The 12,879-nt window shown below is 45.6% G+C and carries 13 protein-coding genes and 4 tRNA genes; 14 read left to right on the top strand and 3 right to left on the bottom strand.

What is annotated here, in order from left to right:
• The first annotated feature begins 5 nt into the window (after window positions 1–5).
• The 12 genes from B9N86_RS22100 (at window position 6) to yajC (ending at window position 8,415) form a co-directional block, all read left to right on the top strand.
• Window positions 6–80 (top strand) — tRNA-Gly (locus tag B9N86_RS22100).
• Window positions 81–86: 6 nt separating this feature from the next.
• Window positions 87–163, top strand: a tRNA-Arg gene (locus tag B9N86_RS22095).
• 64 nt (window positions 164–227) lie between these two features.
• A tRNA-Leu gene (locus B9N86_RS22090) sits at window positions 228–307 on the top strand.
• A gap of 76 nt (window positions 308–383) precedes the next feature.
• Window positions 384–457, top strand: a tRNA-Pro gene (locus B9N86_RS22085).
• Window positions 458–750: 293 nt separating this feature from the next.
• Complete coding sequence (locus B9N86_RS22080) at window positions 751–1,323, top strand: BofC C-terminal domain-containing protein (protein ID WP_244562798.1); 573 nt, start codon at window positions 751–753, stop codon at window positions 1,321–1,323.
• Window positions 1,324–1,525: 202 nt separating this feature from the next.
• Entirely contained in the window at window positions 1,526–2,029 is a 504-nt protein-coding gene (gene ruvC / locus B9N86_RS22075; RefSeq protein ID WP_208915281.1) for a crossover junction endodeoxyribonuclease RuvC, read from the top strand.
• Window positions 2,026–2,637, top strand: a complete 612-nt coding sequence (gene ruvA, locus B9N86_RS22070) for a Holliday junction branch migration protein RuvA (RefSeq protein WP_208915280.1) — start codon at window positions 2,026–2,028, stop codon at window positions 2,635–2,637. Before ruvC ends, ruvA begins: the two co-directional genes overlap by 4 nt.
• A 31-nt stretch (window positions 2,638–2,668) precedes the next feature.
• Window positions 2,669–3,676, top strand: a complete 1,008-nt coding sequence (ruvB, locus tag B9N86_RS22065) for a Holliday junction branch migration DNA helicase RuvB (protein ID WP_208915279.1) — start codon at window positions 2,669–2,671, stop codon at window positions 3,674–3,676.
• Between the two features lie 87 nt (window positions 3,677–3,763).
• Window positions 3,764–5,872 carry a SpoIID/LytB domain-containing protein gene (locus B9N86_RS22060; RefSeq protein ID WP_208915278.1) on the top strand — a complete coding sequence of 703 codons (2,109 nt, stop codon included), beginning with the start codon at window positions 3,764–3,766 and terminating at the stop codon, window positions 5,870–5,872.
• 5 nt (window positions 5,873–5,877) lie between these two features.
• Window positions 5,878–6,909, top strand: coding sequence for a tRNA preQ1(34) S-adenosylmethionine ribosyltransferase-isomerase QueA (gene queA / locus B9N86_RS22055; protein WP_208915277.1), 1,032 nt, complete (start codon window positions 5,878–5,880; stop codon window positions 6,907–6,909).
• Between the two features lie 18 nt (window positions 6,910–6,927).
• The gene (gene tgt / locus B9N86_RS22050; RefSeq protein ID WP_208915276.1) at window positions 6,928–8,067 is read left to right on the top strand and encodes a tRNA guanosine(34) transglycosylase Tgt; all 1,140 of its coding nucleotides are present in this window, start codon (window positions 6,928–6,930) and stop codon (window positions 8,065–8,067) included.
• A 42-nt stretch (window positions 8,068–8,109) separates the two neighbouring features.
• Window positions 8,110–8,415 (top strand): preprotein translocase subunit YajC, encoded by a 306-nt coding sequence (yajC, locus tag B9N86_RS22045; RefSeq protein WP_208920627.1) that lies wholly within the window; start codon window positions 8,110–8,112, stop codon window positions 8,413–8,415.
• A gap of 90 nt (window positions 8,416–8,505) precedes the next feature.
• Here yajC and B9N86_RS22040 read toward each other — a convergent pair whose 3' ends face one another.
• Window positions 8,506–9,324 (bottom strand): phosphatase PAP2 family protein, encoded by an 819-nt coding sequence (locus B9N86_RS22040; protein WP_208915275.1) that lies wholly within the window; start codon window positions 9,322–9,324, stop codon window positions 8,506–8,508.
• A gap of 98 nt (window positions 9,325–9,422) precedes the next feature.
• Complete coding sequence (locus B9N86_RS22035) at window positions 9,423–9,812, bottom strand: TIGR04086 family membrane protein (RefSeq protein ID WP_208915274.1); 390 nt, start codon at window positions 9,810–9,812, stop codon at window positions 9,423–9,425.
• 226 nt (window positions 9,813–10,038) lie between these two features.
• On the opposite strand from B9N86_RS22035, the gene B9N86_RS22030 reads away from it, so the two are divergent.
• A complete protein-coding gene (locus B9N86_RS22030; RefSeq protein WP_208920625.1) occupies window positions 10,039–10,755 on the top strand; it encodes a YetF domain-containing protein in 717 nt (238 codons plus the stop codon).
• Between the two features lie 22 nt (window positions 10,756–10,777).
• Here the strand turns inward: B9N86_RS22030 and spoVB are convergent, their stop codons facing one another.
• Window positions 10,778–12,361: a stage V sporulation protein B gene (gene spoVB, locus B9N86_RS22025; RefSeq protein ID WP_208915273.1), complete on the bottom strand. Its 1,584-nt coding sequence runs from the start codon at window positions 12,359–12,361 to the stop codon at window positions 10,778–10,780.
• Between the two features lie 176 nt (window positions 12,362–12,537).
• Between spoVB and B9N86_RS22020 the strand changes: the two genes are divergently transcribed.
• On the top strand, window positions 12,538–12,795 hold the full coding sequence (locus B9N86_RS22020) for a post-transcriptional regulator (RefSeq protein ID WP_208915272.1): 258 nt from the start codon (window positions 12,538–12,540) through the stop codon (window positions 12,793–12,795).
• Window positions 12,796–12,879 lie beyond the last annotated feature (84 nt).

Here is a 12,879-nt window from a genome sequence, read left to right as displayed (position 1 = left end):
TTTTTGCGGACGTGGCTCAGCGGTAGAGCATCGCCTTGCCAAGGCGAGGGTCGCGGGTTCGATTCCCGTCGTCCGCTCCATGATTTGCGCCCTTAGCTCAGCTGGATAGAGCGTTTGACTACGAATCAAAAGGCCGGGAGTTCGAATCTCTCAGGGCGCGCCATTTTATTATCAGACTGAATAATAGATGGTAACATCCTCTTCCGAAGAGGTTGTTTTTATTTTAAGCCGGTGTGGCGGAATTGGCAGACGCGCGCGACTCAAAATCGTGAGGGAAACCGTGGGGGTTCGAGTCCCTTCACCGGCATATCATTTTGTTAAACAATCTTGTCATTTTGAGTATATTGATGCTATAATTTTCTTATCGTATCTATATTCTATATCGGGACGTAGCTCAGCTTGGTAGAGCACCTGGTTTGGGACCAGGGGGTCGCATGTTCAAATCGTGTCGTCCCGATTCATGAAGAATCCATTGATCAGAATTTCTCTGAGCAATGGATTCTTTTCTGTTATCTCCTACCCTAAAGTCCAAGTTCTTCACGCATGACTGATGAAAGATTTTGAATAAATGGGTGATGAACAGGTCAAACTATGAAAAACATTGGACAGAAGGGGATTAATTTGAATGTTTTCCAGATGAAAAAACAATTCAGGAAACGATGGAGACGATGGAGACGGGCCATATGGACCTGTACTCTCATCTTGATCATAGGGGGCGTTGTCTGGGCTGGTCAGACTTTGCCTGATCAAATGAAAAAACTTTTAACTCAGATGACGGATGACTCACCTATTGCCTTGGAGACACTCAATTATCTACAAAACGGCGGTGATGGAGAGTCAGAGGAACAACGGGTCTTTATGCAGCAGCTGAACGACTCTCAGGAAAAAAGAATAGTACATTTACGAACTTTATATGTATGTGGTGTAGAGGAACAGATACTTGGGAGCCTTGATGCCGACAGTGTATATACACTCCTGAACAACAATCCGGCCTGGAAAGGAAGAATGGATGACAACGGTGAAGTATGGCTAGAAGAAACGGTATCCGATGACTTGTCACCGACCTGCAAGGAACAAGCTTATATGAGTGTCGATGCTAATGGAAACCTGACGCTTTTTGACGGACCTCCACAAGAAGAAAAGGTGCTGAGAACCTTTTTTCAGCTGGATATCGATTCGATGGAATCGTCTTTGCCAAAAGATGTGTTAAAACAACTGCAGGATGGCATACGGATTCAAGATATCGATGAATATAACAGCGTGCTGTCAACGTTTAGTGATTATGCTAGGGATATGGCTGAAAATGTAATGAAAGCTCATTGATACGATCTGAGCTTTTTATTGAAAGAGCTGCTAAGTGATGAATATACTTTGTAGATTAGGAGACGCCTTAGGTGTCTCCTTATTTGCGTCTGCAGAAAATTTGGATGGATGGAAAGGTTCAAAGTTTTTCCTCATCTGATGCCGATCTTTTGTTATAATGGGGAGAACGATACATATGTTCGCTTCAGAGGAGAGATTAGGTTTGCGCATATTGGGAATCGACCCCGGAATCGCGATTGTCGGTTTCGGGTTTGTAGATAAGGTAGGTAGCAAGGTAACACCGGTTCAATACGGATGTATCCAGACAGAAGCACATACTCCTGAGGAAGAGCGGCTGAATCATGTATATGAAGGCATGGTACAATTGATCGATAAGTACCAACCGGAAGCGGTCGCATTTGAGAAATTGTTTTTCAACAGGAATGTTACGACGGCCATGTCCGTCTCTCAAGCGCGTGGCGTGCTTATTTTAGCTGCAGTACAGCGGGGGCTGCCTGTCGCCGAATATACACCGATGCAGGTTAAGCAGGCGATTGTAGGGTACGGAAAAGCTGAAAAGAAGCAGGTACAGGAAATGGTGAGAATGTACTTGAAGTTGCAAAGTGTTCCAAAGCCTGATGATGTGGCGGATGCACTGGCGGTAGCCATTTGCCATGCCCATTCGTATACATTGAATTCAAAGTTAAATGAGGTACTGCGAAAATGATAGATTTTTTACGGGGACAGCTTGTCCATATTGAAAATGAATATATTGTTCTAGACGTCCAGGGTGTTGGATATCGTGTATTTTGCCCGAATCCGTTCGCCTTTGCTAAAGTCGAAGGACCGATTACGGTTTTCACCCACCATCATGTGCGTGAAGATGCTATGCTGTTGTTCGGCTTTCCGACAAGAGAGGAACAGAAGCTTTTCAGAAAGCTTATCGAGGTTTCGGGTATCGGTCCGCGTGTTGCCCTAGGTATATTGGGAGGCGGATCGCCTGATCATGTCGTGTCGGCTATTTACCAGGAGAACATTTCTTTTCTCGTGAAGTTGCCGGGTATTGGTAAAAAAACAGCTCAGCGGATGATTTTAGACCTGAAGGATAAACTCGAGGGTTTTGGAAGTGTTGCATACACCACGGGTCTGTTTGCGGTCAATGACATCGAGCCGGACGATAGCTCGGCATGGGCTGAAGCACGTGAGGGATTGAAGGCTCTCGGTTATACGGATGGTGAGCTGGATAAGGTATGGCTTAAAATTAAGGAAACAACAGCAGGAGAATCCGTGGATGTATTGATGAAACGGGCACTGCAGTTATTATATGCCGGTTAAGATGTCGGTTACTGAAAGGAGTTGTTGAGCAATGGATGACCGTATCATAACGGCCAACTTGATGATGGAGGATCAGGCTGTAGAACTTAGTCTGCGTCCCCGTTACTTAGCAGAATATATTGGCCAGAACCAGGTCAAAGAAAATTTGCATATATACATTGAAGCAGCCAAAATGCGTAAAGAAGCTTTGGACCACGTGCTTTTGTACGGACCACCGGGTCTCGGAAAAACGACTCTTGCGAACATTATTGCTAATGAGCTGGGTGTCAGTCTGCGAACTACATCTGGACCTGCGATTGAACGTCCGGGAGATTTAGCAGCCCTTCTTACAAATCTACAGGAGGGGGATGTGCTGTTCATTGATGAAATTCATCGTCTGCACCGTACTGTTGAGGAAGTCATGTACCCGGCGATGGAAGATTTTGCGTTAGATATTATGATTGGGAAGGGTCCGAGCGCACGTTCCGTTCGACTTGACCTGCCACCTTTTACATTAATCGGTGCTACTACCCGCGCAGGACTGTTGTCTGCACCGCTCCGGGACCGCTTCGGTGTGGTAAGCCGCTTGGAATTTTACACGGTGGACGAGCTGAGTTATATCGTATCCCGGGGTGCTGATATTTTGGGAATAGAAATATTGGGGGATGCCTCCAATGAGATTGCGCTACGTTCAAGGGGGACACCAAGGATAGCTAACCGTCTCCTAAAGCGTGTACGTGACTATGCACAGGTACGTGGTGACGGTATGATTACACCTGATATTGCCCAAGAAGCGCTTAAAATGCTTCAGGTGGATCCGATGGGGCTGGATTTGGTCGACCATAAGATGCTTAACGCGATGATTCGCAGCTTTCGAGGCGGTCCGGTAGGACTCGATACGATAGCCGCTACAATTGGTGAAGAAAGTCAGACTATTGAAGACGTGTACGAACCTTATCTGCTTCAGATTGGATTCCTCCAGCGGACTCCAAGGGGGCGTGTCGTTACTCCGGCTGCATACAGCCATTTAGGTATTCCATATCCGGATGACCGTCGATAACATAGACTTCCTTGTGGAAGCCATCATGAAAATGAACGATATAAATGACTTTTTCGTCCATTCTTACAATGCAGGAGGAATTAACCAATGACAACAAAGAAATGGAATCGAAGCATCCGCACTTGGTGTGCCAAGGGTTTGTTGGCCGTCATCGTGGCGGGGAGCGTATGGTATGCACCAGCTGTATCCGCTGCAGCACCTTCTCTGGATAATATAAGGGTGGCATTGTTTCTGGATCTTGGAAGCAAGTATAAGTCCACGACTCCAGCTGTAACCGTGGAGTCGTCGGAATCTTTTAATGCATCATTAATTACATCTGAAGTATCACAAGGATTGCTCTCGATTCCGGGGTCTCAGAAAGTTCGCTTAAGTGTGGATTCCTACCGTGTAAAAGTGCTCGAGACGAAGGATTGGAAGACCGCATCCGAGGCAGCGAAGAAATTACAGGCGACGGCAGATAAGCCGCTGCTGTTCTTATCCGAGAGTAGTAACGGAAATGTATTTCAGTTATATTCAGGTATGTATTCCAATGAACAGGCTGCTAAAGAAGCTGCTGCAAGAACAGCTAAGACAGCTGCGGCTTATTTGAATGGCCAGACTCCTGCAGCAAAAGGGTCTTTGCATCTGACAGCTGGACAATTTGATTCTGAGGCTGCCGCTGAGAAGGTTCGGAGGACTTTCGTGGATTCAGGGATCGATGCGGTAAATGTTATTGTGCCAACCGGAGGCACTGTTAAATATGCCGTGTGGGTCGGTGAGGCTGCGAACACAGCTGAATTTGCGGCGCTAAAAAGTACAGCTCAAGCTGTTTCGGCGGTACCGCTGGATGAAGTCGGCAAAGATGCTGTTGGTCTAATGATAAGACAGGATGCAGGACTTAACCTGGCACAGGCACAGCCGGTCGCTCATTATGTGATGGCAGGCACAGGGGCCAAGCTATGGGTAGAAACCTCTTCAAATTCAGGCATTCAAGTGATGGAGCGCTCTGATCGAAAATATAGAGGCGCATTCGAGATCGGTACGAAGAATGGTCAGCTTTATCTTGTAAACGAGCTGCCGTTCGAGCAGTATTTGTATTCCGTAGTTGGTGCAGAAGTGCCATCGTCATGGGGGAGCGAAGCGCTGAAGGCACAAGCAGTTGCTGCACGGAGCTATGCTTTGTTTCAAGGAAACAAGTTTGAAGTAGCTCATGTGGTAGATACGACACTCAGCCAGGCTTACAGTGGAATAGGCACTGAACAAGGAAGCATCACCCAAGCTGTTGATGCGACTAAGGGTGAAGTTCTGATGAGCAATAACAAGCTTGTCGAGGCGGTGTTTTCATCCAACAGTGGAGGGATGACAGCAGATCCTTCTGAAGTATGGAACAGTGCAAATGATTTATTTGCAGCTGTAGAAAGTCCTGGTGATAAATCTTCACAGGCTGCACTGAAACAGTGGTATCATATCCTTTTGCCAAATGGGGTCACAGGTTACGTGCGTGAAGATAACGTCAAGGAAACAGGTGCAGCAACAGCCGCTGGTCTTCGGATCATGACAGTTACTGCGAAGGATACTAACATTCGGCCGCTGCCTCTCATCCAATCCTCTGTAAAGCCGGCTGCACAGATGAACCCGGGCGATACGGCAGTTATATTGGATAAGGTAAATGAATCGAACAGCTATGAATGGGTGAGAGGTCCATTCACCTCTTCCGAATTGCTTCAGTCCTTGAAGGGTAAGACGAGTTCGAGTCTGCCTTCATCGATCAATACGCTGGAAGTTACCCAAAGAGGACCATCGGGCCGAGCTGTACAAGTAACGGCAAACGGACAAATTCTTGATGTTAAATACCCGGATTTGTATCGGTCTGCTTTTAGCGGACTTCCGAGCACCATGTTTGATATTGAACCTACCGGAAGTTATACTGTATTGGGCGCTAACGGTGTAGCATCAACCCTTTCAGGTGGCCAGAATGTCTCTGTTGTTTCAGCTGACGGAGTACAAAATACCTCCAGCGCCGGTTCTGTTGTGATGAATGGAGACAGTAAAGCCAGAGTCATTGACAAGACGGCCGGATTCAAATTTACAGGCAAAGGCTTTGGGCACGGACTGGGTCTTTCTCAATGGGGAGCCAAGGGAATGGCCGATGAGGGGTATGATTATAAGGAGATTTTGCAACACTATTACCGCAACTCAACTATTATTAAGGACTGACCACGATGAATGTAGACTTGTATGACTTTGAATTGCCTGAACACTTAATTGCACAAACTCCTCTGCTTGACCGCAGTTCTTCAAGGCTGTTGACCGTGAGTAAAGAAGATGGCGCGTTATCTCATCAAGTGTTCGGAGATATTGTAAATTATCTGCGGCCTGGCGATACGCTGGTGCTTAACGATACTAAAGTGATTCCTGCCCGGCTGTTTGGCGCTAAGGAAGATACGGGTGCCAAAGCTGAGGTGCTTCTGCTGAAAGCTCTAGGCGAGGACCGCTGGGAAGCACTCGTAAAGCCTGGAAAGAGGCTAAAAAAGGGGAGCGTTATCACGTTTGGCGAAGGTAAACTGCGCGCCATTATTGATGAAGAGGGAGAGTTGGGCGCAAGGGTTTTGTCCTTTTCTTACGATGGAATCTTCCAGGAAATATTAGATTCTCTCGGACAGATGCCACTGCCTCCTTACATTAAAGAGAAATTGGATGACCGTGATCGATACCAGACCGTATATGCCAAACATGAAGGCTCAGCCGCTGCTCCAACAGCGGGACTTCATTTTACGGAAGAACTGCTTGATTGTATTCGAAAGCAAGGCGTCGACATCGCTTTTATAACACTTCATGTGGGGCTGGGCACTTTTCGTCCTATGTCTGTTGATCAGGTGGAAGACCATGTCATGCATGAAGAATATTATGTTCTGTCTCAAGAAACGGCTGACTTGCTGAATGAGACCAAGAGCAGAGGCGGACGAGTTATTGCTGTTGGAACAACCTCATGCAGAACATTAGAGACCGTAGGAAACCAGTGTCAGGGAGGGCTCCTGCGTGAGAGCAGTGGTTGGACGAGCATATTCATATACCCGGGTTATGAGTTCAAAGTGGTGGATGCATTAATTACAAACTTCCATCTTCCGAAATCTACACTCGTTATGCTTGTAAGTGCTTTAGCTGGCAGGGATCATATTCTTGAAGCTTATAAGGAAGCTGTAGAACGGGAATACCGTTTCTTTAGCTTTGGAGACGCTATGTTTATTTATTAATTTCGGAGGTTTATCAAAATGGCAGCAGCTATCACCTATGAACATATCAAAACATGTAAGCAGTCGGGAGCAAGACTAGGCCGCGTACACACACCACACGGTGTAATTGAAACACCGACATTCATGCCCGTAGGAACACTGGCAACAGTTAAGACGATGAGTCCGGAAGAACTAAAGGCGATGGATGCACAAATCATTTTGAGCAATACGTACCATTTGTTCCTTCGACCAGGCCACGACATCATTAAAGAAGCAGGCGGTCTGCATAAATTTATGAACTGGGATCGCCCGATTCTGACAGATAGTGGTGGTTTTCAAGTATTTAGTTTGGCTGAGATGCGAAAAATAACTGAAGAAGGCGTTAACTTCCGTTCTCATCTGAACGGAGACAAGCTGTTTATTTCTCCAGAAGTCGCAATGGAAATTCAAAATGCACTTGGTTCAGATATTATGATGGCGTTTGATGAATGTCCTCCTTATCCGGCGGAGTATGATTATGTCAAGAAATCTACGGAACGTACTTCACGGTGGGCTGAGCGCTGCTTAAAGAGCCATGCCCGTCCGCATGATCAGGGCCTGTTCGCTATCGTTCAAGGGGGCATGTATGAGGACCTGCGGCGCCAGAGCGCGCGTGATTTGACTTCCATGGATTTCCCGGGTTATGCTATTGGTGGACTTAGTGTGGGAGAATCCAAGCAGCTTATGTATGAAGTGCTGGATTACACGGTACCCCTGCTTCCGGACAATAAACCGCGTTACCTGATGGGGGTTGGCTCGCCTGATGCGCTGCTGGAAGGCTCTATCCGGGGTGTGGACATGTTCGATTGTGTGCTTCCGACGCGGATCGCCCGCAACGGAACGACGATGACAAGTCAAGGCCGTCTTGTCGTTCGGAATGCCCAGTACGCCAGGGATTTTGGACCGCTTGATCCGGAGTGTGATTGCTATACATGCCGTCACTACTCACGTGCTTATCTGCGCCATTTGATTAAGAGTGATGAAACGTTTGGCCTTCGGCTTACAACGTATCATAATCTTCATTTTCTTCTTAATCTGATGCGTAACGTGCGGCAAAGCATTATGGAAGATCGCTTGCTTGATTTCCGCGATGAGTTTTTTGAAAAGTACGGCCTGCACGATAATGAAAAAGGTTTTTAAGATTAAAGCCATCATGGGAAGTCCATGAAGGGGGGGAAAGATATGTTTGAAATTGCAGCAGCACCGACACAAGGCGGCGGAATAGTGGGTTTAATTCTGCCCTTCGTATTGATGTTCGTCATCTTCTACTTTCTGCTTATCCGTCCACAGCAGAAAAAACAGAAGACTCGTAATGCTATGCTTGGCGCTTTGAAAAAAGGTGATAAGGTAGTTACAATCGGCGGTCTTCACGGCACAATCATGGAGATTACTGACGATGTAGTGGTGTTGAAAGTGAACGACGTCACGAAACTGACGTTTGATCGTAGCTCGATCAGCCACAGCGTCAATACCGATTCCGAGGCATAGATGATCTCTTCCTGAAGCCCCAAGCTTTAGGTAAATCACGAAAAAGCCTGGTTCCTATTTGGAACCAGGCTTTTCTTGTTGATATAAATGCTATCCCGTCATCTTATTGTAATAAAGGGAATGAGTTGCTTTCTTGTCTGTGAGCTTTCCTAAATATATACCTAATGAGGAGGCCATCAAGCCTAGAAGTGTTCCCGCCAGCATATCAGACAACCAGTGAATGCCTAAGTAGAAAATGCTAAATATAATGATAGCTGCACTTATGCCAGTAATGATCGCCCAACGTCTATTTCCGGAACGGAACCCCAGCACAGCCATGGTCACTGACAAAGAAGTGTGAAGGCTTGGGAAACAGTTATCTAAACCTGATAATGGGCGATAGACCGACTCAAAGTTCGGAAATACTTCAAGCATATAAAAAGTCACGCCTGCAGGCTGATAGGACCAAGTTTCATTTACTGGAAAGAACAAGAAGAAAGGGATCGCCATCGTGTAATTAATTAGAATCGCATAACAGGTAGCATACACGTGAGCTTTGTTATGTTGAATGAGGTATACCCCGATAGATCCGATAATCAGTGCCTGAAATACAAGCAGGTAAAAATAAGCAAGAACTGGTGTGAGCCAGGGACTATAAAAGATTTCCTGTACATGCTTCACAAAAAAACCTTCCAATTGGAAAATCATGGGTGTGAAATCATTTGGAGATATAAAATGCTCTTGTTCGAACTGTAGCTCATATTTATTCAACATAAGAATTGCCGCCATGGCCGCAAACAGTATGAAAAAGCGCGGGGTTGTGAAGAGTTCTCGAACAAGTGTAAAAAGTGCTTTGAAGGGGTTTTGAAGAGTCCCGATCCACAGGAGCACGATCACATTAAGTGTAGTGAATAGAGTTATGGTAGTCATGGATTGATATAACAATGAAACAAAAGCCTCCTCTTTCCTAAATCATTAATGAACAATGTTACCAGTGTAACACAGTTTCGGGAAAGAGAATTAACAATTTATTTACGTAAATTTACACCAAAAATGCCACCGATGGAACCTGCAACTAAAACCGCAGCAATAAGTGTAAGATCTCCCCACGATAAAGAACTGTCTAGAGCGAGAAAACCGATAACAATTAACATAATTCCATATAACAATCCTGTGAGACAGCCATAATACCAGCCTTTGTTTCCTGCACGCTTACCACTTACAATGCCGCCAAATGCAGCGGAAACTCCATGTACGAGAAACGTGTACAGGGATAAGTCATCCTCAGAGAGATTGCTCGCCCAGAGGAGCAGTGACAGCCCCAAAGCGCCGAGAAACATCCACATGAATGAATACAGCAATCCGGAAAGAATCGGATTGTTGATCCGTAAGGAGAAAACGCGTCGGATCGGTTCCAATAAATCAGCCCCTTTACTAAACTTCAATTATTAATCATTGTATGGCCAAGCCTACACAGTTAGTACTATCTATGAAGTTCTGTATGATTACCATTAATTAATCATGACATACCGAATGGAAAGCGGGGTCGGGGGCAGAATAGCAATACCTTGAACATGTCCAATTACCTGGGAGGGAATACAATTGACCACACATATCACACTCCTTATTTTCCGGACAATTTTAATGTACGGGATTACTTTTATAACCTTGCGTATTATGGGAAAAAGAGAGATCGGAAAGCTATCTATTTTTGACCTGGTTATCTCCATTATGATCGCAGAAATCGCTATCTTCGTGCTTGAAGATGTAAATAAGCCGCTTATAGACGGAATCATACCTATCGCGGTACTTGTTACTATTCAGGTGGGACTTGCTTATTGGGGACTGAAGAGTCGCAAGGTGCGGCTGCTGGCAGACGGAAAGCCCAGTATTATTGTGTCCAGAGGGAAGCTGCATCGTAAAGAAATGAGCAAGTTACGTTATAACCTTGATGATTTGATGCAGCAGCTCAGGGGAAAGGATATCGCTAGTTTGGCTGACGTTGAATTTGCGATTCTCGAAACGTCTGGTCAATTGACGGTTATACCTAAAGAATCATCGAGCAATTCAAGCAGTAGTTCCTCTTTTTCTGTTTCAGATAAATCATCAAACAACAAATTCAAGAATGTCAAGGATACGGACAGTCGGATCGAGATACCATACGGCAAAATAACATATGAGGGTCTACCGGTCCCTTTAATTATGGATGGTAAGGTTCAGGATGAAAACTTGGCACTGATCGATAAGACGAGGTTTTGGCTAAAAAATGAAATTCAAAAACATGGAGCCAGAGATTTCAAGGAAGTATTCTTGTGTTCCATGGACCATAAAGGGAGAGTGTACGTTGATCGTAACGACTAAAATTAAATGCAGCCATCCTGCATTATCGGTTAAACCATTTACCGATTACCGGTATCCGTACCAAGTCCCGGAATGTTACGAGCTTCATCATGAAAACCACGATAAGATACAAGATCACTCCTGCAGCTGCGGCAGAAAAGAACTGAAGCCATGGTAATCCTGTAAAGGGAAGATGACGATATCCGAACAAAATACCGGCTCCCATAATGAGCATAACAATTGCTGTTTTAATGATGTCGAGCAGCTTGAATCGAAACCCGATCAACCTAGATACACTGTATCCATGAAGTACCGTTACAGCAATACTGTTTACGATGATGGCAATAACTGCACCTTTGATGCCGAACTCAGGATTAGAGGATAAATACAGGATGAGTCCCATTTTGATTAAAGCACCGAACAAAGTGTTCATCAAAGCTCTGCCCGGCCGATCCAGCGCCTGCAGCGCAGCCTGGAGCGGTGCCTGTACATAAAGAAACAGTGCAAAAGGAGCCATAATCTTGAGCATGATACTTATTTCTGCATTGTCATACAGCAGCAAACAGAGGGGTTCGGCCAAAATGTACATGATGACGGCAAAAGGTGCTCCCGTCACAAGAGCCAGACGAAGTGCCTGATTCATCCGTTTATGAATGGTTGCCCGGTCTTTTCTGGCCGCTGCCTCTGAAAGGGAAGGGACAAGAGCAACGGCAAGGGACATCGTAATCGCCCCAGGAAGCAGTAGAAGGGGGATGACCATACCCTGTAGAGCTCCATATTGGGCCGTTGCTACGGATGTAGCTATGCCAGCTAGCGCCAAACTTCGAGCTGTAATAATGGATTCCATCAAATAGGAAATGGACCCAACCATTTTCCCGCCAGTGACTGGAATGGCAATGCCAAGCATGCGTTTAAGGATGTTACGGTTCTGGGGTGGAGTATGAAGATGGTGTTGCTCATCGGTGTGTGAATTTTGAACTGCGTTTGGTCTGCGTCGTTCATCTCGTGCATACTGCCAAAGTAGGACAAACATGCCGAAAAGTTCCCCGACAGCGGTTCCAAGCATGGCTCCTGCAGCTCCGTATGCCAGTCCCTTCGGCATCAATATATAAGCAAACCAGAGCATACACACGATCCTGGCAATCGTTTCAATGATGGATGACGCTGCAGACGGAATCATATTCTGCTTTCCTTGAAAATATCCGCGGTAAACAGCCGAGACAGCTACAATGATCATCATTGGAGTCATACTGACAAAAGTTTGGTAGACCCGTTCATCAGGCAGAATTACACTTGTAACCCATGGAGCCAGCAGGAGACTAATGAACATAAATAGAGTTCCGACTATCACGGTTAGAGCCAGACTGGTCCGTAGTATGTGCTTGGAATAGTCGCTCTTTCCGGCACCTTCTGCCTCAGCCACCATTTTTGCAATGGCAAGAGGGACTCCGCCCGTGATGATTGTGACGAGAACGATAAAAAATGGGTAGCCGAGTTGGTAAATACCGACACCCTCCGGTCCGATGATCCGAGGAAGGGCAATTCGAGGAATAAATCCGAGAAGCCGGTTAATAATTCCAGCCGTCAACAGAATCATGGTACCTTTAATAAATGATTGTTTGTTCAATGTTCATCCCACTCCCTGGTAAAAAAGAATCCTAAACCCTGCCCTACTGATATGGATATGCCCTACCTGTCCCATCTGATGCTTTACTTTTTTTGATAACCATGGTACGAAAAGAAGGGAAAAGATATTTTCAGTCGAATGTAAAGCTAAAGACAACGGGGAGGAGGCGACAAAACATGGGAATGGAATCAATGAGTGAGGAAGAATTGGCCAGCATGATTAACATGATCTGTTCCAGCAAGGCTGAGGAGTTCCGTATGATCGGATACGAGTACGTGACTGTTGACGATGTCTGGAATTGTGTAAGCAGCAAATACAAGAAGCAGGGCATGCCTTCTCTTCATAAACTGGTAAATGATGTTCTGTCATTGAAAGCGACCAGTCTCATGAACTATATGACAATATCAGCATATAAGGGATCTTCTTTCGACTAACGAAGGATGATCTCTTTTTGTTTTGGGAATCTTCGGTTATTTTCACGAAGTCGACAATTAATGATAAATTGACGGGATTTTGAG

The sequence above is a fragment of the Paenibacillus uliginis N3/975 genome (assembly GCF_900177425.1).
GTDB classification, from domain to species: Bacteria; Bacillota; Bacilli; order Paenibacillales; family Paenibacillaceae; genus Paenibacillus_AQ; species Paenibacillus_AQ uliginis.
The sequence above is the reverse complement of the archived record's forward strand: the minus strand, read 5'-3'. Positions and strand labels throughout refer to the sequence as shown.

Excerpts from the sequence above, each read along its gene's own strand:
- B9N86_RS22080 (WP_244562798.1), top strand. The coding sequence starts at position 751 with ATGAAAAAACTTTTAACTCAGATGACGGATGACTCACCTATTGCCTTG.
- ruvB (WP_208915279.1), top strand. The coding sequence starts at position 2,669 with ATGGATGACCGTATCATAACGGCCAACTTGATGATGGAGGATCAGGCT.
- yajC (WP_208920627.1), top strand. The coding sequence starts at position 8,110 with ATGTTTGAAATTGCAGCAGCACCGACACAAGGCGGCGGAATAGTGGGT.
- B9N86_RS22040 (WP_208915275.1), bottom strand. The coding sequence starts at position 9,324 with ATGACTACCATAACTCTATTCACTACACTTAATGTGATCGTGCTCCTG.
- B9N86_RS22060 (WP_208915278.1), top strand. The coding sequence starts at position 3,764 with ATGACAACAAAGAAATGGAATCGAAGCATCCGCACTTGGTGTGCCAAG.
- tgt (WP_208915276.1), top strand. The coding sequence starts at position 6,928 with ATGGCAGCAGCTATCACCTATGAACATATCAAAACATGTAAGCAGTCG.
- B9N86_RS22030 (WP_208920625.1), top strand. The coding sequence starts at position 10,039 with ATGTACGGGATTACTTTTATAACCTTGCGTATTATGGGAAAAAGAGAG.
- B9N86_RS22020 (WP_208915272.1), top strand. The coding sequence starts at position 12,538 with ATGGGAATGGAATCAATGAGTGAGGAAGAATTGGCCAGCATGATTAAC.
- ruvA (WP_208915280.1), top strand. The coding sequence starts at position 2,026 with ATGATAGATTTTTTACGGGGACAGCTTGTCCATATTGAAAATGAATAT.
- queA (WP_208915277.1), top strand. The coding sequence starts at position 5,878 with ATGAATGTAGACTTGTATGACTTTGAATTGCCTGAACACTTAATTGCA.